This window comes from Providencia sp. TYF-12 (assembly GCF_041344805.1).
Classification (GTDB): Bacteria; Pseudomonadota; Gammaproteobacteria; order Enterobacterales; family Enterobacteriaceae; genus Providencia; species Providencia huashanensis.
Window position 1 is genome coordinate 1291145 of record NZ_CP166833.1, and the last position, 21958, is coordinate 1313102.

Genomic DNA, 21958 nt, shown 5'->3' on the forward strand with positions numbered 1-21958 from the left:
AGCTCACTTACCGCCTAGCTACAGGCTGAATTATTTAGAGAATTGCCGCGTAAAGTTTCACTTTTTAGCGTTGTTGACTGTATTCACTAGATTTAGCCCCACACAGTTGTATACCTTAAGTTCTAGCTCACTAATCATCTAGCGACGGGCTGAATTATTTAGAGAATTGCCGCGTAACGTTTCACTTTTTAGCGTTGTTGGCTGTATTCACTAGATTTAGCCCCACACGGTTGTATACCTTAAGTTCTAGCTCACTTACCGCCTAGCTACAGGCTGAATTATTTAGAGAATTGCCGCGTAACGTTTCACTTTTTAGCGTTGTTGGCTGTATTCACTAGATTTAGCCCCACACGGTTGTATACCTTAAGTTCTAGCTCACTAATCATCTAGCGACGGGCTGAATTATTGAGAGAATTACCGCGTAACGTTTCACTTTTTAGCGTTGTTGGCTGTATTCACTAGATTTAGCCCCACACAGTTGTATACCTTAAGTTCTAGCTCACTTACCGCCTAGCTACAGGCTGAATTATTTAGAGAATTGCCGCGTAACGTTTCACTTTTTAGCGTTGTTGGCTGTATTCACTAGATTTAGCCCCACACGGTTGTATACCTTAAGTTCTAGCTCACTAACCATCTAGCTACAGGCTGAATTATTTAGAGAATTACTAAGTACAGTTTGAGTTATTGCGTGAGGATATAGTTATCTATCGTTAACTATAAGAAGAATAGAGGTGAAAGTGGAGATAGCTTCACCTCTATAATGTTAGTGTAAATTAATTGTTTTTAATTTTCATCAGTGCAGTTTCGGCGGCTTTGATCGTTTTTTCAATGTCTTCATCACTGTGAGCGATAGACATAAAACCAGCTTCAAAAGCCGAAGGTGCAAGGTAAATGCCTTGCTCTAACATATAATGGAAGAATTTCTTAAACCGTTCTACATCGCACTTCATCACGTCTTGGTAGCAAGTTACAGTCGGTGCATCAGTAAAGAAAACCCCAAACATACCGCCCACATGGTTGATTACCATCGGGATACCTTGTTCTTGGGATACGCGTTTTAAACCACGGGCTAATTTTTCTGTTAGCTCATTTAAACGTGAGTGGACACCTGGCTGAGCGACTTCTTTTAAGCAAGCGAGACCCGCTGCCATCGCGACAGGGTTACCCGATAATGTACCAGCTTGGTAAACAGGACCAATTGGCGCGAGTTTTTCCATGATCTCAAGTCGGCCACCAAACGCGCCAACAGGCATACCGCCACCGATAATTTTACCTAAACAAGTTAAGTCAGGTTGAACATCGTAATAGTCTTGTGCGCCGCCCAGAGCTACGCGAAAGCCTGTCATGACTTCATCAATGATTAATACAGCATTGAATTCATCACAAAGCTCACGTAAACCCGGTAAAAACTCAGCTGTAGGAGGGACGCAGTTCATATTGCCAGCAACAGGTTCAACAATCACACAAGCAATATCTTCAGGGTAGTTTTCAAATGCTTGGCGAACTGAGGCAAGATCGTTATAAGTACAGGTTAAGGTGTGTTTAACAAAATCTTCAGGGACTCCTGGAGAATTCGGCTCCCCCATAGTGAGTGCCCCTGACCCTGCTTTTACTAATAAGCAGTCTGCATGGCCGTGGTAACAACCTTCAAATTTGATAATTTTATCACGTCCAGTGTAGCCCCGAGCAAGGCGGATAGCGCTCATGGTAGCTTCTGTTCCTGAATTCACCATACGTACCATATCCATAGAGGGCACTAGTTCACAGACGAGTTCAGCCATTTCAACTTCCGCTGCGGTTGGCGCTCCAAAACTTAAACCTTTATGCACAGCTTTAATTACTGCATCACGAATAACTGGGTGATTATGCCCTAAGACCATCGGCCCCCATGAGCCAACGTAATCCACATAGGCTTTGCCATCGACGTCATAAATATATGAACCGTCAGCCTTTTCTATAAACAAAGGGGTTCCGCCAACACCATTAAAGGCACGAACTGGTGAGTTTACACCACCAGGAATTTGTTCTTTTGCTAGTGCATAAAGTTTTTCAGATTGCGACATGGCAGGGCTCCAAAAAGAGGCTAAATAGAAATTTGCCTCCATTCTAAAGCACTGTCTCAATTAAACCAAATGTTGATCCTAAGATATGCACAATGTGTCTAATTGTGTAACAACACTTGAACGATTTAGTCAAGTGGCGGATAATTAGATTAATTGATCTGGGGCGGCTTTTGCTTCCCATGAATTTACCGGTTACCGGTTTGGAGCTAAAAATGAGTGATGATTCAGCTCTGCCCTTACAATTTACTGATGCGGCAGCAATAAAAGTTAAAGATCTAGTTTCTGACGAGGATAACCCAAATCTGCGTTTACGTGTTTATATTACCGGTGGCGGATGCAGTGGTTTCCAGTATGGTTTCACATTTGATGACCAAATCAATGAAGGTGATATGACCATTGAGAAGCAAGGTGTTGCTCTTGTGGTTGACCCAATGAGCTTACAATATTTAGTTGGCGGAAGTGTTGACTATACTGAAGGTTTAGAAGGCTCGCGCTTTATTGTGACGAACCCGAATGCTAAGTCTACTTGTGGGTGTGGGTCGTCCTTTAGCGTCTAATTTTCGTTATATTTCGAGCTGTGGCGGTGTTGACCTCATTCAGCTACTCGGGTCACATACTTGAGTGTGCTCCCCGAGGTATCTTCATTTGCCGCCTTGCCAAATTTTCGTCATATTTCGAGCTGTGGCGGTGTTGGCTTCATTCAGCTACTCGGGTCACATACTTGTGTATGCTCCCCGAGATATCTTCATTTGCCGCCTTGCCAAATTTTCGTCATATTTCGAGCTGTGGCGGTGTTGGCTTCATTCAGCTACTCGGGTCACATACTTGTGTGTGCTCCCCTAGGTATCTTCATTTGCCGCCTTGCCACAACTCGAACTATTTAGAAAATTTCTGTAATCTGTAATCTGTAATCTGTAATCTGTAACCTGTAACCTGTAACCTGTAACCTGTAACCTGTAACCTGTAACCTGTAACCTGTAACCTGTAACCTATAACCTATAACCTATAACCTATAATTCTCGGATTTTAGTTACTAATTATCAATTAGATAGTGAGTTTAGCTGTTCGCACAGTTGTTCGGTTGCATTCACAATCCTTGGGCCTGCTCGATGAAACCAATCTTCGTTTAACCGAATAACAGGGACATTGAGTTGGGGATGCCAAAATTCTTTCACTGCTTTTTCCTGTTCTGCTGAACCTGTCATGATAATCACATCTGGTTTGCGGGTAAGTACTTGCTCACGGCTGACTTGCGGCCATTGCACTGTACTATTAGCAAAAATATTTTCACCACCACAAAATTCCACAACATCATTTTGCAATGTCTGATTACCAGTACTAAATAAAGGCTGGATACCTAATTGAATAAACACACGTTTTGGTTTGTTGATTAAGGCTTTTTTATTTTGATAAGAGGCTAAGGTTGCCCGCATCATTTCAATATTGTGTTGTGCAATTTTGGGGTTAGGACTGTATTGTGCTAATTCAGTAACTGAATTAATCACTTCATCGATGCTTTGCGGGTCGAAATAAATAATAGGAATACCAAAAGATGCGAGTTGTTCGAGAGGGCGCTGTGGGTTTCCTCCTCGCCATGCAAGAATTAAATCCGGTTTAAGTGCGATAATACGCTCCACATTTAGCCCTTGCCAATCAGCAACTTGTTCTATTTTTTTTGCTTGTTCTGGATAGTCGGAGTAAGCACTAACTGCAACTAAATTATCACCTAATCCAGCCGCGTAGGCGAGTTCGGTGTTTGCTGGTGATAAACTAATAACCCGTTGTTTGGGGGTAGCTAGAGCAGAAAAAGTAACCAACAAGGTACATAACAAGGTAACAGTGAAGGAATAAAAATGAGGAATTCTTTTCATGACTATCATTTATCTTAGCTGCAATGAAAAAGCATAACGGAATGTTAGTTATGCTTTTTCATAGGAGAAAATTAAGCGAGTTTTGTTAAAATCGCGTTGATCATCAGTGAAGATTGGCGAGCAGCAATAGGTAAAAACTCATCAAAACTGGTATGAGACTCTTTATCGGCTACATCAGAAATGGCGCGAACGACAACAAATGGTACGCCAAACTGGTGGCAAACTTGCCCTATCGCAGTCGCTTCCATCTCAACTGCAGCAACTTGAGGGAACATGGCTTTGATACGAGCTAATGGTTCTGCTCCATTAATAAAAGCATCACCACTACAGACTAAACCACGTACTGCATTCATATCCAATAAATTAATGCACTGTTCCGCAACGTTTATCAGGTTGCTATCCGCGACAAAAGCTGGTGGGCATTGTGCCATTTGGCCTGGCTCATAGCCAAACGCGGTGACGTCGGCATCGTGATAACGAACTTCAGTAGAGACAACAATATCACCAACATTTAAACGAGGATCTAACCCACCTGCGGACCCAGTGTTGATAACTACATCAGGTTGGCAATGTTCTAGTAATAATGTTGTACCGATTGCAGCCGCAACTTTACCAATACCTGATTTTAATAAAGCAACGTCAACACCATTAATTTTTCCGGTATAAATTTCACAGCCTGCGCGGCTGATCGTTTGGCAATTTTCAATTTGTGAGCGCAAAATAGCAACTTCTTGCTCCATTGCACCAATGACCCCAACTTTCATTTTGTCTCCTTCACCATATTCCCCTACTTAGTGTTTACAACACATTATTTAGGGAAAATAGAATTTTGTTGTGTTATTGCTTTGATCTTCGAGCGCTATCGCAACTAATATTGCAATATCTCATGTTTAAGCAATGAAATTACAAAGCTGTACGAAGTGTAGCATTGAAAGTTGAGGCGTGAAGTATTTTTCCTGCACTTTGGTTATATAATGACTAATAAATTTAGATAAGGGAGAGGAAAGAATGGGGGAGATTAACTTTCTTAAAAAGCTAAGCTTTCAGCGTAATTATACGAGTAGCGCAAAGAATCAAAAAGTTTCGGAAAAAGATGAAGACGCCGTTAATCGCTTATTTGAAAGTGATCGGGGGCGTATCATTAATTCTGCTGCCATTCGTCGCTTACAACAAAAAACACAAGTTTTTCCGTTAGAACAAAATTCTGCTGTACGTAGCCGATTGACTCACTCACTAGAGGTTCAGCAAGTGGGGCGTTACATTAGTAAAACCGTTTTGGGTGAATTAAAAAAGAGAAAGTTATTAGAAACCTATGGGTTAGATGAAAGGTGTGACGCCTTTGAAAGCCTCGTTGAAATGGCTTGCTTAATGCATGATATCGGCAACCCACCTTTTGGTCATTTTGGTGAAGCTGCAATACAGCGTTGGTTCAGTAAATTATTGGCTCCCGGCTATCTTTATACACCAGACTCTCCTGATCCATGCCAAATACACGCCTTACAATTGACAGGTAATGAAAAGCAAGACCTTTTTCGTCGTCAATTGAAGCACGATTTGTGTTCATTTGAAGGCAATGCTCAAGGGTTGCGTATGGCTCATCGGTTGCTCAAATTAAATTTGACCTACGCACAGATTGGTTCAATTTTGAAATATACTCGCGGGGCTTATGATTTAGCTCCGATCCCTGCAGAATTTGACTATTTAATGAAAAAACCGGGTTATTATTGGTCTGAATCAGATTTTGTCAGTGAATTGACAAAAAAACTCGATATGGAGAAATATTGTCGCTTCCCTCTCTCTTATATTATGGAAGCGGCTGATGATATTTCATATTGCATTGCTGATCTGGATGACGCTGCTGAAAAAGGTATTTTTACCGTCGAAAAATTAATCGATTATTTAAAGGCAGAATGGGGTCCTATTGAACCAAACGATTTGTTTGACCAAACCATTATGCGTGCTTATAACAATATTAGTGATAATCACACAAGGCGCATTCAACAAGATCAGTTTTTTATGTACTTACGCGTCAATATTACGAGTAAGTTATGCCATTACAGTGCTCAACAGTTTATAAAAAACTTACCTGAAATTTACCATGGTAATTTTAATAGCGCATTACTGGAAGATAAAAGCCCTGAGCATAGGTTATTGAAAGTATTAAAAACAGTGGCATTTAAGCATGTTTTTAACCACCATGAAGTTGAGGAACTAGAACTTCAAGGGTATCGCATTATTAGTGGGTTACTCGATTTCTATAGCCCATTATTAATGATGAGCAGAACAGATTTTGCGGAACTAGTGGACAAAAACTATCATAAGCATTTTTTTATTGAAACTCGTTTATTCCATAAGTTATCTAATAAGCACCGCTTATCTTATACTGAAGCGCTTGAAAAAATTTCTGCGACCAATGAGTCTGACCGCTCAATCCTCGAGTTTTATTACCGGGCACGTTTAATACAAGACTATATTAGTGGGATGACAGATCACTATGCCTATGAAGAATATAGAAAATTTATGGTCAGCAACTAACATTATATTGATGTTATGTAATAAATTCGCAAAGTATTCAATAAAATGATAGGAAAAACAGGTATACTAAGGGGACAGGTTTTTCCTTATTAATAGGCGGAAAAAGCAACGTGTTGAAACGGGAAAAACGGCAATCATTATTTTTATAACTTAATACTCCGTAGTGACTACTTATGGCTCAATTTTACTCTCCGAACCGCCGTACTACTTCACGCCGTCAAATAACGGTTATTGCTGAAAGCCTTGATGCTGCTGGGCAAGGTGTCGCTCGTGTCGATGGCAAAACGATTTTTGTGGCAGGTTTATTGCCTAATGAAGAAGCTCAGATTGAATTAACAGAAGATAAACGTCATTTTGCAAAAGCGAAGGTTATTAGGCGGTTGAGTACCAATCCACAAAGGGTTAAGCCACGCTGCGGTTACTTTGAACAATGCGGTGGTTGCCAACAACAGCATGTTGATATTGAACTACAAAGGGAGAGTAAAGCCCTTGCTTTACAGTATGTAATGTTACGCGAAACGGGGGTAGATAAACCAGCAACCCCGGTTATCAGCGGTGAGTCATATGGCTACCGTCGACGAGCACGCTTGGGTTTGCAATACCATTCTAAAAGCCATCGGTTAGTCATGGGCTTTCGAAAAACTCAATCGAATACTTTGGTTGATATAAAACATTGTCCTGTTTTATCACCCGATCTAGACATATTGCTTGAGCCGCTTTCACAATGTCTCAACCAACTCAGTATTGCCGCGAAACTGGGGCATGTTGAATTAATTTATGCGGATAACTGCAAAGTTGTATTGATCCGGCATTTGGCTCCTTTGCTATCTTCAGATAAACAAAAACTCATTGATTTTGAAAATCAGCACGGAGTGTCTATCTGGTTAGCAGGTAATGATGAAAACTTACATACGCTGACTGAGACTTCCCCATTACCTGAATATCAAGTCGCAGGGGAAAGGTTGAGATTTAATCCGTCAAACTTTATTCAAGTTAATGCGCAAGTTAACCAACAAATGGTCGAGCAGGCGTTAGCATGGTTGGATATCAACAGTGAAGACAGGGTATTAGACCTGTTTTGTGGAATGGGTAATTTTACACTGCCTATTGCTCGGCTAGCGAAATCTGTCGTTGGGGTTGAAGGTGTTGAAAATTTAGTCGAACAAGCACGAAACAACGCTCAGCTCAATACTATTTATAATGTAGCATTCTATAATGAGAACTTAGAAGCACAAATTCATACACAGCCATGGGCAGCTCAAGGGTTTAATAAAGTGTTATTAGACCCTGCAAGGGCCGGAGCTGCTGGTGTAATGGAACATTTAATTAAACTGATGCCAGAAAAAATTGTCTATGTTTCATGTAACCCCACAACATTAGCTAGGGACAGCAAGGTTTTACTTGGTGGGGGTTATCAATTATTACATTTGCGGATGTTGGATATGTTTCCGCACACTAGCCATTTAGAATCAATGGCATTATTTATCCGTCGCCCAGAGGTTTAATCGGTAGGGAGAATATATGGTTGCAGTAAGAAGTGCACATCTTACCCCAGCAGGTGAGTTTGCCCCAGAAAATTGGGTTAATGGTTTAGGTTTGGGCAATAAGCAATCAGAAGAAAAGCTCATCCATACCTGGCAATACTGTCATGACAAATTAGCTGGACAAGAAAAAGCGCCTTTATTGCTATGGCGCGGCATTGAAATGACCGAGATACTCTCTACATTGAGTATGGATATCGGTAGCTTACAAGCAGCTTTGCTTTTCCCTTTAGTCGAAGAAGGGGAGCTAAAAGAGCAAGATGTGATTGATGAGTTTGGTAATTCTATTAACGAACTTGTTAAGGGCGTGTTGGAAATGGACGCAATTCGCCAGCTCAAAGCCACGCAGTCGAGTGAAACAAGCTCGATACAAGTGGATAATATCCGTCGTATGTTACTGTCGATGGTAGAGGATTTCCGCTGTGTTGTCATAAAATTAGCTGAACGCATCGCACATTTACGTGAGGTAAAAGATGCAACAGAAGATGAGCGCGTATTAGCCGCTAAAGAATGTTCAAATATCTATGCGCCTTTAGCAAATCGTTTGGGGATAGGGCAGCTAAAATGGGAACTAGAAGATTTTTGTTTCCGTTATTTACACCCTGATGAGTATAAAAAAATTGCTAAATTACTCCATGAGCGCCGTATCGATCGTGAAGAATACATTGATAACTTCGTAGGGACATTACGAAAGTATATGTTAAAAGAGAGTATTCAAGCTGATATCTACGGTCGCCCTAAGCATATTTACAGTATCTGGCGCAAAATGAAGAAAAAATCTTTAGCGTTTGATGAACTGTTCGATGTGCGTGCAGTGCGTATTGTCGTCGAACGCTTGCAAGATTGTTATGCTGCTCTAGGGATTGTACACACCCACTTTCGTCATTTGCCGGATGAGTTTGACGATTATGTGGCGAATCCAAAACCAAATGGTTATCAATCGATTCATACGGTGGTACTTGGGCCAAATGGTAAAACCCTTGAAATTCAAATACGAACTCGTCAAATGCATGAAGATGCAGAGTTAGGGGTTGCAGCGCACTGGAAGTATAAAGAAGGCGCAACGGGTGTTGGCAAGGGCAGTAGCTATGAAAACCGCATTGCATGGCTGCGTAAGTTAATTGCATGGCAAGAAGAAATGGCCGATTCTGGTGAAATGCTGGATGAGGTGCGTAGCCAAGTATTTGATGACCGAGTCTATGTCTTTACACCTAAAGGTGATGTCGTTGATTTGCCAACGGGTTCGACGCCACTTGATTTTGCATATCATATCCACAGTGATGTGGGTCACCGTTGTATAGGGGCTAAGATTGGTGGTCGCATCGTGCCATTTAGTTACCAACTACAAATGGGGGATCAAATTGAAATTATTACGCAAAAGCATCCAAATCCTAGTCGTGACTGGTTAAACCCTAACCTTGGCTATGTTACCACTAGCCGTGGACGAGCGAAAATACAAAACTGGTTCCGTAAGCAAGATAGAGACAAAAATATCCTTGCGGGTCGCCAAATATTGGATAGCGAGTTATCTCACCTCGATATTAGTCTTAGAGAAGCAGAAAAGCTGTTGATAGCGCGGTATAACGTTCATTCATTAGATGAAGTTTTAGCGGGTATTGGTGGTGGTGATATTCGTATCAACCAATTAGTTAACTTCCTACAAAGTAAGTTTAATAAGGCGACAGCAGAAGAAGAAGACCGTGCAGCGATGAAGACGCTGGAAAGTAAGTCTTCAGTTCCAAGGGCACCATCTCATGGAAGTGGTCGTGTGGTCGTCGAAGGGGTGGGTAACCTGATGCACCATATTGCGCGTTGTTGCCAGCCAATCCCGGGTGATGAAATTGTCGGTTTTATTACCAAAGGGCGAGGGATTTCCATTCACAGTGCGGATTGTGAACAGTTGGCTGAATTGCAAAGCCATGCCCCTGAGCGTGTTATTGATGCCGTATGGGGGGAAAACTATTCAAGTGGTTATTCTTTAGTCGTCAGGGTAGTCGCAAACGATCGTAGTGGGTTATTACGCGATATTACGACAATTTTAGCGAACGAAAAAGTTAATGTCCTTGGTGTCAGTAGTCGTAGTGATGTTAAACAGCAACTAGCGACAATAGATATGACAATTGAGCTTTATAACATTGAGGTACTAAGCAGGGTACTCGCAAAATTAAATCAGTTACCTGATGTGATAGAAGCAAAACGCCATTCATCATAGGTTGTCGTCAGATATTGAGCCGCAGCGTTGTTGGCTGCGGTATTTTACTTTAGCCAAATACTATTTTTTGCGTGAGCAGGGTAATACTTATGAACACTCGCGATCATCGTTTTTTCTTGTGGTGTATTGTGGTCAATGACCGAAAGTAGAGGGTCAACATTGGGATTAGATAAATATTCAGAGGTATCATTACCTCTTAGCACACCTCCATCCCCATATCCTATGACTTCTCTGTTTAATTCATTCGCAAATGATTGATAGACACCATTAGTAACACCAAAGCATGATAGGACATGCAGTGGTTTTTGGGAAACCGTAAGGTCAACATTGTGAACTGATTTTATATGAGATATCGCCTCTTTTACCGTTAAGTATTTTCTATTGGCCGTATTATTCGAATACATTGAAACTTGTCCATTAGGAGTTCCGTGTATGGTTAGAGCCTCTTCCTTCATTCCTTTAAAATCACTGATATAACCGATTTTAAAGTAGATATCTGATCGAGTACTTTTCTCAAGGCTAAAGGCTTTGCAAGTTTCATACCCTTTACCAACTCCTTTCGGATGAAGGTTGATTGAAGAGTTGCTAATTAATTTTACTTTTTTTGAAAACAAAGATTTAAGGCGATTTTTTGGTGTGATATCCGTTGTGTTTAATTCACTGACTGGATACGTAATTTTATTAAACATGCTATTAGCTCTTTAATGTTTTTCTTACCATACTTATTTTTTGGGCAGTATTTTTCATAAATGAAGGTAAAAATGTCGAATTTGTTTTTTTATCGTCATTGATAGTTGATGAAGGGGAGATAGCTTATTGAATTCCCATATTATACTCGTCATACTTCAAGTTGCATGGAACGGGCATTCAGGTAACTGCATTACGCATTGGTGTATGCCTATCAGACTATTTTTGTTTGTCGTCTACATGCAATTTGCATTAATTAAAATATAAAACTGCCATTGTAAAAATCGTTTCAGTTGGTTCTATCTTGTAATCAGTCAGTGATAAAAAGCCAACGCGTACAAAATCAAAGAAAAAAGGGAATAAAAATGAGTCAGGCCAATCCTCAGATAGAACGCTTATTGTCTATTATGGCACAGCTACGCGACCCTCAAAGCGGTTGTCCATGGGATAAAGTACAGACGTTTAAAACTATCGCACCATACACACTTGAAGAAACTTATGAAGTGTTAGATGCAATAGAGCGTGAAGATTTTGCTGACTTAAAAAGTGAATTAGGGGACTTATTATTTCAGGTGGTTTTCTATGCACAAATGGCGAATGAAAAGTCATTGTTTGATTTTAATGATGTCTGCCAAGCCGTGAGTGATAAGCTTGAGCACCGCCATCCCCATATCTTTGATGCTGATAATACGCTGAGCAGTACAGAGGTGATTGACGGGTGGGAAAAACGTAAATCGAAAGAGAGAGCTGAGAAATCCCAGTTTTCTGTGCTGGATGATATTCCAAGCTCATTACCCGCGCTGATGAAAGCGTATAAAATTCAAAAACGATGTGCATCAGTGGGTTTCGATTGGGATACACTGGGTCCTGTAGTTGGTAAAGTTCATGAAGAATTAGAAGAGGTTATGGAGGAAGCAACTCAGGTTGTTGTCGATGAAACGCGCCTTGAAGAAGAAATTGGTGATTTATTATTTGCCACAGTAAATTTATCTCGCCATTTGGGGCATAAACCTGAAATAGCGCTACAAAAAGCATGCAACAAATTTGAATCTCGTTTTCGTCAAATTGAAAAATGTTTAGCTGAAAGTGGTAAATCTACAGAAAGTGCTACACTTGAGGAGATGGAAGCACTTTGGCAGCAGGTTAAGCGCCAAGAATAAAAGAGACATTATATTTTGCATCACAGCATTGTTGGTTATCCCTAGCGGTATTATGAATGATGTAGAGTGATTGCTTGATACAGCTAAAGTCGCATGACTTAGATTTTTATAATGACAAACAAAGCTTCAAAAATAATGAAAGAACTGAAACTTTTGAGGGCTAAATAGCGATAAGCAGAGTAAATAGTTATTCAAAATCAAAGTTAGTGCAGAATCGCATTTTTTACGCCATATAATCAGCTGAAAGGATTTAGCTTTTGCCTTTAAACTGTGTTAATCTATAAAAACAGACATAGATGACTACTTTTAAAGCGATAAATAATTTTCGTTTTTAACTTGCTGATAATAATAGAGTATTGATGAAATTTAGCCTTATTATGCTTAGAACATTTGTAGCGAAATTAAGGTTCGGGTATACTGTTTTCCCGTCCTGTTATATCCATCATCTTTTAAACCTAAACTTTCAGGTTCAGCATGAAAACTAATTATATTTTTGTGACCGGCGGGGTCGTATCCTCTCTGGGTAAAGGCATTGCCGCAGCCTCTTTGGCGGCTATACTCGAAGCCCGTGGACTCAATGTGACGATTATGAAACTGGACCCCTACATCAACGTAGATCCAGGTACAATGAGCCCTACCCAACACGGGGAAGTTTTCGTTACAGAAGACGGCGCTGAAACTGACTTAGATTTAGGTCATTATGAGCGTTTTATCCGTACCAAAATGACACGTCGCAATAACTTTACGACTGGGCGTGTTTATTCCGAAGTTCTGCGCAAAGAGCGCCGTGGTGATTACTTAGGTGCGACAATTCAAGTTATCCCGCATATCACTAATGAAATCAAAGACCGAATTATCCGTGGTGGCGAAGGCCATGATGTCGTTCTTGTCGAGATTGGTGGTACTGTTGGTGATATTGAATCATTGCCATTCTTAGAAGCTATTCGTCAAATGGCGGCAGAAGTAGGTCGTGAGCGTACTTTATACTTACACTTAACTTTAGTGCCATACCTTGCAGCAGCGGGTGAAGTGAAAACTAAGCCAACGCAGCATTCTGTGAAAGAGTTACTATCAATTGGAATTCAGCCTGACGTATTAATTTGTCGTTCAGACCGTGTTATCCCTGCGAATGAGCGTGCAAAAATTGCGTTATTCTGTAATGTACCAGAAAAAGCGGTTATTTCCTTAAAAGACGTTGATTCTATTTATAAAATCCCAGCATTGTTAAAATCACAAGGTTTGGATGAATATATTTGTAACCGTTTCCGTATCGAATGCCCAGAAGCGAATTTATCTGAATGGGAACAAGTTATTTACGAAGAAGCTAATCCTGCAGGTGAAGTCACTATTGGGATGGTAGGTAAATATGTTGAGTTACCAGATGCATATAAGTCAGTTATTGAAGCACTAAAACACGGTGGTTTGAAAAACCGTTTAACAGTGAACATTAAATTAATTGATTCACAAGATATTGAAACTCGTGGTGTTGAATTACTAAAAGGCTTGGATGCTATTTTAGTTCCAGGTGGTTTTGGTGAACGTGGCATTGAAGGGAAAATTCTGACGGCAAAATATGCACGTGAAAATAACATCCCTTATTTAGGTATTTGTTTGGGAATGCAAGTTGCGTTGATTGAATTTGCTCGTAACGTTGCCAATATGGAAGATGCAAACTCAACAGAATTTAAAGCAGATTGTAAATACCCAGTTGTTGCGTTGATTACAGAATGGCGTGACGAAGAGGGTAACCTTGAAGTTCGCTCTGAGGAGAGTGACCTTGGGGGTACCATGCGAGTAGGCGGTCAGCCATGTCACTTAGTGAATGGTAGCTTAGTGCGTGATATGTATGGTTCAGAAACCATTATTGAACGCCACCGCCATCGTTACGAAGTAAATAATTTACTGTTGAAACGCATTGAAAATGCAGGCTTGAAAATTGCAGGTCGTTCAGTAGATAACAAATTGGTGGAAATTATTGAAAACCCAAATCATCCATGGTTTGTGGCATGTCAGTTCCATCCTGAATTTACTTCTACTCCAAGAGATGGTCACCCATTGTTTGCAGGTTTTGTTAAAGCCGCTGGTAAGTACCAGAAAGGTGAGTTGAAATAAGATATGGGGAAGTCGGTGCAGGTGTGCCAGCTTCCCGAAATTTAACTTGTACTGAGGAAAACCTAATGTCCAAAATTGTTAAAGTGATCGGCCGTGAAATCATTGACTCTCGTGGTAACCCAACTGTAGAAGCTGAAGTTCATTTAGAAGGCGGCTTTGTTGGTTTAGCAGCTGCACCATCAGGTGCATCTACAGGTTCTCGTGAAGCACTGGAACTGCGTGACGGTGATAAAGCACGTTTTCTGGGTAAAGGTGTTCTGAAAGCAGTTGCCGCTGTAAATGGCCCAATCGCAGAAGCCCTAACTGGTAAAGATGCAAAAGATCAAGCCAATATCGACCAAATCATGATTGACCTTGATGGCACAGAAAACAAATCTAAATTTGGTGCAAACGCAATTCTGGCTGTTTCTTTAGCAAGCGCAAAAGCAGCAGCAGCAGCAAAAGGCATGCCTCTGTATGAGCATATCTCTGATCTGAATGGTACTCATGGTCAATATTCTATGCCTTTACCTATGATGAACATCATCAATGGTGGTGAGCATGCAGATAACAACGTTGATATCCAAGAATTTATGATCCAGCCTGTTGGTGCACCAACACTGAAAGAAGCGGTTCGTATGGGTTCTGAAATCTTCCATCACTTAGCTAAAGTACTTAAATCTAAAGGTATGAATACAGCAGTTGGTGATGAAGGTGGTTATGCTCCTAACTTGGAATCAAACGCAGCAGCTTTAGCCGCAATTAAAGAAGCCGTTGAACAAGCTGGTTATGTATTAGGTAAAGACGTTACTCTAGCGATGGACTGTGCAGCATCTGAGTTCTATAACGCAGAAACGGGTAACTACGAGTTAAAAGGTGAAGGCAAAACCTTTACTTCACAAGAGTTTACTCACTATTTAGAAGAACTGACTAAACAGTATCCAATCGTTTCTATCGAAGACGGCCTGAACGAATCTGACTGGGACGGTTTCGCATACCAAACTAAAGTACTTGGTGACAAAATCCAATTGGTTGGTGACGACCTATTTGTAACGAACACTAAGATCTTAAAAGAAGGTATCGATAAAGGTATTGCTAACTCTATTCTGATCAAATTCAACCAAATCGGTTCGTTAACTGAAACTTTGGCTGCAATTAAAATGGCGAAAGATGCCGGTTATACTGCGGTTATTTCTCACCGTTCAGGTGAAACTGAAGATGCAACTATTGCAGATTTAGCTGTAGGTACAGCAGCAGGCCAAATCAAAACCGGTTCTATGAGCCGCTCTGACCGTGTTGCTAAATACAACCAGCTGATTCGTATTGAAGAAGCATTAGGCAAAAATGCGCCATTCAATGGCCTGAAAGAAGTGAAAGGCCAAGCTTAATTTAGTTTGACCTTAATAATATTATTACATGGGAAGCTTAGGCTTCCCTTTTTTATCTACTATTCATAGATAATAAATTTAAATAATTAATATATTATTTTCTACCAGCTGAATTAGTTCTTATTTTAGTTCTATTACCTAATGAGTTATTGCTTAAATTTTTTATAACTAATAGTGTTTAACTGTTTTTATATTAATTTTAACCTGTATTCAATAGGGATGGGTATTTAATGATTGTAATAAATGATGCGCAAAAAAAAATAGGAAAAGAACTAATTAAAAGCAATGATATTAATTTAATTACGTCTAATTTTATCGAGTTTACTCAAAGAAATGCCATTAATACTGATAGCATAACACATTTTGAGCAGCCATTTACAGAAGGTCGAATACAATTCATTAAGGTTGCGGATGGCGCTTATAGTATGGAATATGCCAGTGGTTCTGACGTACTTAGGGATGGAGAAAGTATTGAAAGTTATTTTTTAGGGTGTAACAGAATAAACGATAATAATAAGCGACCTATTTATATAGATATCCCTAAAAATGCAAAAGAAATAAAGTTTTTATTTACAGGGACGCTTTCAGGTCACTCAATAATAGTAACTGACTTAAATTCAGAGAGTTATCGGGTTTATCAAGATAGGCGAACTAATAGTTCTATCCTCTATGATAATGTCGTTATGGCTATTGACTATAATGACTATAGAGTAGAAGGGAGTCACGGAGGAATTGCCACAGCATATATGCAATATATTAACGGTAAATGGCAACTTTTATTACAAAAGCAAAAATATAAAATAGAGGGCAATATTGCTATCCCTATTTTTCGAGATGAAAATAAACCATTAGATAGCTATCATGCAAGTGTTAATTTTCTATCATACAAAAAGCGAAAATTTATAGAATATAGGGGTAGGTTACACAAGAGAATATTGAATTTAGCAAAGCTATATAATATTCCTACAAATGATATAAATAAAGATAATTTTGAATTTGACGATTTTTCATTAGATAACTTAGCATCTAATCCTTGGGTGGTAATAATAAATAATATAAGCAATAAAATTAAGTCTGACTCAATCTTACTTAAACAGCTTTTAAAAAAATGGGAATCTGAATTAAAACATTTAGAATCATTAAGTCTTAACAAGGTAAAAGAAAGAAATAGAATTAATGTTTTAAAAACAAAAACAGCCAAAAATAGAATATATTTATTATTTATAACAGAACAATATGAATCGCTTCTTATAGAAACTCGGGATGCGGAGCGGAGTTGGCTGTGGTATCAAGTCAAAGAAAAAAAAGGGATGGATTGGGTTATTGAACGTAAGTCAATTAAACGACGAAATATCGAGTCTGATCTTTTAATTACAAACCGTTATCATAACTTGGTTTATATCCACAAAAACTCAGCTAATATAAAATTCAAAATAGATTTTAATAATGGGATGCAAAAATTTAGTGAGATTAGCATAGCTTTAGTTAGGGATGATATGACATCTCTACAAATGAAAGAAATATATGTAAATCAAAATTTAACTGCATTAGATAGAGGGGCGTTATATAAAAAAATAGAAGAGTCTGAGCATAAAGAATATATCGATAATATATTAAATAAAACGGAAAAAATTAGCGAGCTTTTTTATTTAAATGGTAGTATAACAAATCGCCTTGCACCACAAGATTTCTATTTGATGCTAGCTGATGATACATCTAATGGGCGGTGTTATCCATTAGTTAGGGCCATGTCAGTTGCATTATCAAACCGAGGAACAAAGGGCGCTAATTTATTAATTGATAGGTTATTTGTTGCTTCAGCAACCCCCAACGAAACGGATTCTGTTTTGTTTAAATCAGCATTAGCTAAATTACATTCTAATATTAGTGCAGTAGAGGCTTCAATTCCCCATGGATATATGGACTTAAATGACATAAAAAATTTATTAACTTTAAAAGAAAAAAATATGATGTTTGCAGTAAATACAAGAACACATTCCATGTTGATTGGTAAAACAGTTACGGATGGTTATACACTATATTATTTTTATGACCCTAACTTTGGGTTATTCTCTTTTGATAAAAGCAAATCTCTTTTTTCTGCGGTAAATAAGTTTATGATAGATAACCAAATGGCGAAGTATTATTCTGCCTTTGGTACAGATAGTACGCCTACTTTTTCAGTGCTGACAATTGTCAATGATGATATGGCATTAGTTCCTGTTGGTAATTATTTAAATGTTGACAATTTAAGTGATGTAGAGTCTCTCAGTACAGCTTCAGAGCGCCAACAATCGGTTGTTCAACTAATTGAACGACAGGATATAGTCGAAGTAGATATTCAGTTAAAAACATCACTTACTATTTTAGATGCACAGCAGTGGGGGAAATCACTAAGTAAATCGATAGAAAAAATATCATCTGAACATCGGTTAGGAAAAAGTTGGCTTCCTTTATTTTCAAATATCGAGGAAATTGAAGATAACCACTATCGGATTCAATTCATTAATAAAGATGATCCACAATCAACCTATTGGGCTGAAACAACAGACAGCTCATTAATTGCATTTAAAAATTACTATGAAAAAAATATGCTGGCATTTGAGCAATATTATTATATTAATGAAAATAAAGTGGTTCCAAAAGGGGGGGATATCAATACAGTACCTATTGAAGGCTTAAATGCGGGAATAGCAATACAATCTATAATTCAATGGGCTGAAAATAGAACGAAAAAGTTGAGTGAAGATAACGAGAACTCCTCTAATTTATCATTAGCACTTAAATTGCATAGCTATGTTAACTATACGATGACGGCTCATGGGACAATGACCGATGCAGTGAAAATAACGGAATTAGTTAAAACAGTATTAATCGAAGAATCCGATACATCGGCGATGGTAATTAGTGATTTTTCTTTTTCTTTAGCTAATGTAGCAAATGAAGGTGTAGGGCTAATTTTTAATGGTGCAGTTGTTGGCTTTGATATTTATGAACTAGAACATGCAGAAAATGAATCTCAAAAAGTGGTGTTTGGTACTCAATTAGCTTTTGATTCAGTAGGGCTAATTGCAGGGGCTGGTAGTGCGGGGGCAGGTTTTTTAGGTGCAGCGAGTACCTCGATGGCTTTGGGAGGTGCGAGTGTTATATTCGCAGGACTTGGCATTGGGTTTGCGGGGCTAGCACGTAATTTTGCTATTATAGGTGATAATGCAAAAGCAGTTGGTCGTTATTTTTATGCTCTTGATCAAGCTTATAAAGGTAATGGATATGATTATTTAAGTGACAAAAAAGCGTTAGTGCCTCGTTTTGGTGCGGTATTTAGAAAAATTGATTTAAGGTCGAAGCAAATTGAGTTTGATAGCCAATATATTTATCGAACCAGTTCAGTATCAGCCGGTGGTGGAAGGAGAAATTATATTTTTTGGGGTGGCAATTTCCCTACAATGGTAATTGATAAAGATAAAGCGATTAATATTCGTGATGGGATAGGCTATCAAAATAAGGTACATAAATTAGAGACCGAAAATGTAGAAGCGCTAATTTTGCCAGTCATACCTAAATCGTATATTAAATATAATTATAACTTATGGCCAGGAGCAACAATGCGCCATGATTGCGGTTTTGATGTGATTAGGCGCCTAGAAAATGAAGATAACTTTGATTATGATTTTTATATATTCCCGAGTGAGAATACAATTACACAAATTTACCATGAATATGTTGATACACCAATTGAAGTTAGGTTAGATAAACAATATAGGTATTTATTTGTTCCAAAATTAGCCAAGGAATGGCATGGGTATATAAAATATGAAATCCAAGGTGGTGGGGGTGAATATCAAATAAGCATACAAGAAGGCGTTAAAATTAAGTTAATGGATGATGATGGGAAGGCATCTCGTTGGGTGATAAATACAGAGCAACTGAATAACCCAAGCATTAAGGTTCTGGAAAATGGCCTGAATATCGGTGGTGTTGAAATAGAAATTTCATCTTATTTAAATAAAGATAATATTTTTGTATTAGATAAAAATAATGAGTTGAGCAAAGTAAATTTTGAAGCATTAACAGTGAGTGTTGTCAGTGAAGATGCGAGTCAATGGGGAAATAGTCAGCAAACGCTTGTTAGTCATCTTAGACAATTATCTCATGAAAATAAATTATATGAAAAATATATAGTTATAGAAAATTATAAACACAATGAGATAAACGTCGGGCGTGCTTTTTTTGAAATGGATAAAGAACGATTTATATTCATTAATTCAGAAAAATATAAAAATAATAATATGGTCCTTGGAACGGCACTTGACGAAGTGGCATACTTTTATGTATTAAAAAGTAATGTAATGTTGGGGGTTGATATTAGCTCCGGAGATATTCTATCTGAGTATAAAATGACCTATCCGGAAACTGCTTCAATTGAAATTATTGATATATGGCAAGAGGATGAAAGTATTTATATTTCATGTGAAATAATGGTAAAAGGTAATTTAGTTAAAACTACCCACTTATTTTATAATAATAAAATACAGTTGTTGAGTATTACCATTGATGTGATATCACAAGAAAATCCCTCTGAATTATTTGATAAGATATCATCAAATAAAACGGTGTCTTTTTTAGCTGAACATATGGTAGGTATTACAGACAATGGTCGGGTATCAAACTCTACTACTTCTGAATTAGCAAAAGTAGTTATGATATCAGAAGAAAGTGAAGGTAAGGTATCACAGCGTTATTGGTATTTTATAGAAAATGATAAAATAATAATTCCTAATTATAATTCTATAAGAGAAAGAGGTGGTTTATCATTAAATCCGACTAAAGAAGACACATCTCTACTTTCTAATTTATTTTTAGTGGGGGGCTTGTTAGATGAAAAAGGAAATAAAGTATTTTATTTTTATAATGATAAGAATAAAATAATCTATCGCCAAGAAAGTTTTGAAAAACAAAATTTAAACTCAACGTCATCAGTCATGGAGAGTATTGAGATACCTGATTTAAAAAATGTTATTCTTTGGGAAAAAAGTATTTTAGCCATAGATGTTTATGGAATAGTCTATCAAATAAATGCAGATGGGAAATCACATCAAGTCGCACTTAATACTTTTTGGTTTGAGCAACACCCTTTTTGGTGGGATAGTTTGAATGAATTATTCGGTGACTTGCCTATACTGACATTATTCGGTATTAAATCGTCAAATGGTAAGGATACGGTACCTGCATGGTATGTAGATAACAAAGTTGTTATCGCCCAAGAATTGTTAACAGGAAACACACTAAAATTATTAGGTAGAAATAAGGACGACTCCGGTGTACTTATTTTTGATACAGTTAGTCGTAAAATTTACATACAAAAGTACGCAACTCCTGAGCAGTTAAGAGACTCGTTTGGTTCCGGTTACCAAATTAAGGAGGTTTCTAGCTTGCCTTCTATTATTGAATTACATCCTAATACTAAGTTTAAAAGTGTCAAAAGAGTCAATTCAGGGGTGCTTCTTTTTACAGAAAATGATGAAATACTTTATCATGATGTAATTTTAAATGGTGAGAATAAACCTAGCCCTGTGGGGACATCATTAATTATCCAAGCAAAAAAAGAGAATGGAATACTTATTCCTCCAGTCATTTCTAATGTTAAAAATTTAGTATTGAGCGGAGGTGAGGGACTAGGTAGGTATGTATTAATCAGATCTGTTTGGCGGCACTATAAGGTAATTGTTATTGATAATTACGCAAATGACTCTTTAATAGATACAATCTCTTTGCCTGTTGATGATTTAGATTCTTTACTAGTAAATCAGTACAATGATGATCTGCTTTTAACTGACCCCAGTACGGGGACAATATTAATGTTACGCCAAGTTTTCGGAGAACAATCTCAAACTCATAAACATTTACAGATAAACTGTATTAATAAGTTTGCTTCGTACAACGTGGATGAACTGATTCAGAAAGCATCATTTGAAAGTCGATTGAGTACTGAAGTTAGTTTAAGAAAAAAGCTTGAGAGTGCCCCTTATAAAGGGGAGTTTAGTGATCTTAGTATATCTAGGTTAACTGAAGTGATGGCGCCTTTTAGCAGTGAAAAATCATTTTTAACCAGTGACGCAACAAATCAACATCTTCAAAAACATACATCTGAACAGGTTTTTTCTTTATTTAATGAAAAACAGTAATTGTTAATTATGGATTAAAATACAGCCAGTGTTGTTAGGCTGGCTGACATAAGATGCTAAGCTTAGCGAGGCTTGTTTCTATCGGGGACTTAGGGCAGCATATCTAAGCTACTTTAATCGATAAAGTCGATTATTTATTGTCATTACAATGAAAAAATAGCTAAATTACACAACATAGATCGCAATTTTGGAGTATCCACATTTTCATCCTAATAAATTAACTCT

General features: G+C 38.1%; 12 protein-coding genes. 8 read left to right on the plus strand and 4 right to left on the minus strand.

What is annotated here, in order from left to right; all coding sequences use genetic code 11:
• Positions 1-773: 773 nt before the first annotated feature.
• A complete protein-coding gene (hemL, locus tag ABE954_RS05700) occupies positions 774-2063 on the minus strand; it encodes a glutamate-1-semialdehyde 2,1-aminomutase (RefSeq protein WP_042848260.1) in 1290 nt (429 codons plus the stop codon).
• 212 nt (positions 2064-2275) lie between these two features.
• On the opposite strand from hemL, the gene erpA reads away from it, so the two are divergent.
• The gene (gene erpA, locus ABE954_RS05705; protein ID WP_042848258.1) at positions 2276-2620 is read left to right on the plus strand and encodes an iron-sulfur cluster insertion protein ErpA; all 345 of its coding nucleotides are present in this window, start codon (positions 2276-2278) and stop codon (positions 2618-2620) included.
• Positions 2621-3103: 483 nt separating this feature from the next.
• On the opposite strand, the gene btuF is transcribed toward erpA, so the two are convergent.
• Together btuF and mtnN are read right to left on the minus strand one after the other, a co-directional pair.
• Complete coding sequence (btuF, locus tag ABE954_RS05710) at positions 3104-3934, minus strand: vitamin B12 ABC transporter substrate-binding protein BtuF (protein WP_131680967.1); 831 nt, start codon at positions 3932-3934, stop codon at positions 3104-3106.
• Positions 3935-4005: 71 nt separating this feature from the next.
• The gene (gene mtnN, locus ABE954_RS05715; protein WP_048608086.1) at positions 4006-4698 is read right to left on the minus strand and encodes a 5'-methylthioadenosine/S-adenosylhomocysteine nucleosidase; all 693 of its coding nucleotides are present in this window, start codon (positions 4696-4698) and stop codon (positions 4006-4008) included.
• 244 nt (positions 4699-4942) lie between these two features.
• On the opposite strand from mtnN, the gene dgt reads away from it, so the two are divergent.
• The 3 genes from dgt (at position 4943) to relA (ending at position 10222) form a co-directional block, all read left to right on the plus strand.
• Positions 4943-6469 carry a dGTPase gene (gene dgt, locus ABE954_RS05720; RefSeq protein WP_042848185.1) on the plus strand — a complete coding sequence of 509 codons (1527 nt, stop codon included), beginning with the start codon at positions 4943-4945 and terminating at the stop codon, positions 6467-6469.
• 173 nt (positions 6470-6642) lie between these two features.
• The gene (rlmD, locus tag ABE954_RS05725) at positions 6643-7974 is read left to right on the plus strand and encodes a 23S rRNA (uracil(1939)-C(5))-methyltransferase RlmD (RefSeq protein WP_210815353.1); all 1332 of its coding nucleotides are present in this window, start codon (positions 6643-6645) and stop codon (positions 7972-7974) included.
• Between the two features lie 16 nt (positions 7975-7990).
• Positions 7991-10222 (plus strand): GTP diphosphokinase, encoded by a 2232-nt coding sequence (gene relA / locus ABE954_RS05730; RefSeq protein WP_042848182.1) that lies wholly within the window; start codon positions 7991-7993, stop codon positions 10220-10222.
• Positions 10223-10266: 44 nt separating this feature from the next.
• On the opposite strand, the gene ABE954_RS05735 is transcribed toward relA, so the two are convergent.
• Positions 10267-10911 (minus strand): hypothetical protein, encoded by a 645-nt coding sequence (locus tag ABE954_RS05735; protein WP_129466332.1) that lies wholly within the window; start codon positions 10909-10911, stop codon positions 10267-10269.
• Positions 10912-11274: 363 nt separating this feature from the next.
• Between ABE954_RS05735 and mazG the strand changes: the two genes are divergently transcribed.
• The 4 genes from mazG (at position 11275) to ABE954_RS05755 (ending at position 21733) form a co-directional block, all read left to right on the plus strand.
• A complete protein-coding gene (gene mazG / locus ABE954_RS05740) occupies positions 11275-12069 on the plus strand; it encodes a nucleoside triphosphate pyrophosphohydrolase (RefSeq protein WP_129466331.1) in 795 nt (264 codons plus the stop codon).
• Between the two features lie 474 nt (positions 12070-12543).
• Positions 12544-14181, plus strand: coding sequence for a glutamine hydrolyzing CTP synthase (pyrG, locus tag ABE954_RS05745; RefSeq protein ID WP_042848176.1), 1638 nt, complete (start codon positions 12544-12546; stop codon positions 14179-14181).
• Between the two features lie 65 nt (positions 14182-14246).
• Positions 14247-15548 (plus strand): phosphopyruvate hydratase, encoded by a 1302-nt coding sequence (gene eno, locus ABE954_RS05750; RefSeq protein WP_042848174.1) that lies wholly within the window; start codon positions 14247-14249, stop codon positions 15546-15548.
• Positions 15549-15778: 230 nt separating this feature from the next.
• Positions 15779-21733 carry a TcdA/TcdB pore-forming domain-containing protein gene (locus ABE954_RS05755; RefSeq protein ID WP_371025793.1) on the plus strand — a complete coding sequence of 1985 codons (5955 nt, stop codon included), beginning with the start codon at positions 15779-15781 and terminating at the stop codon, positions 21731-21733.
• Positions 21734-21958 lie beyond the last annotated feature (225 nt).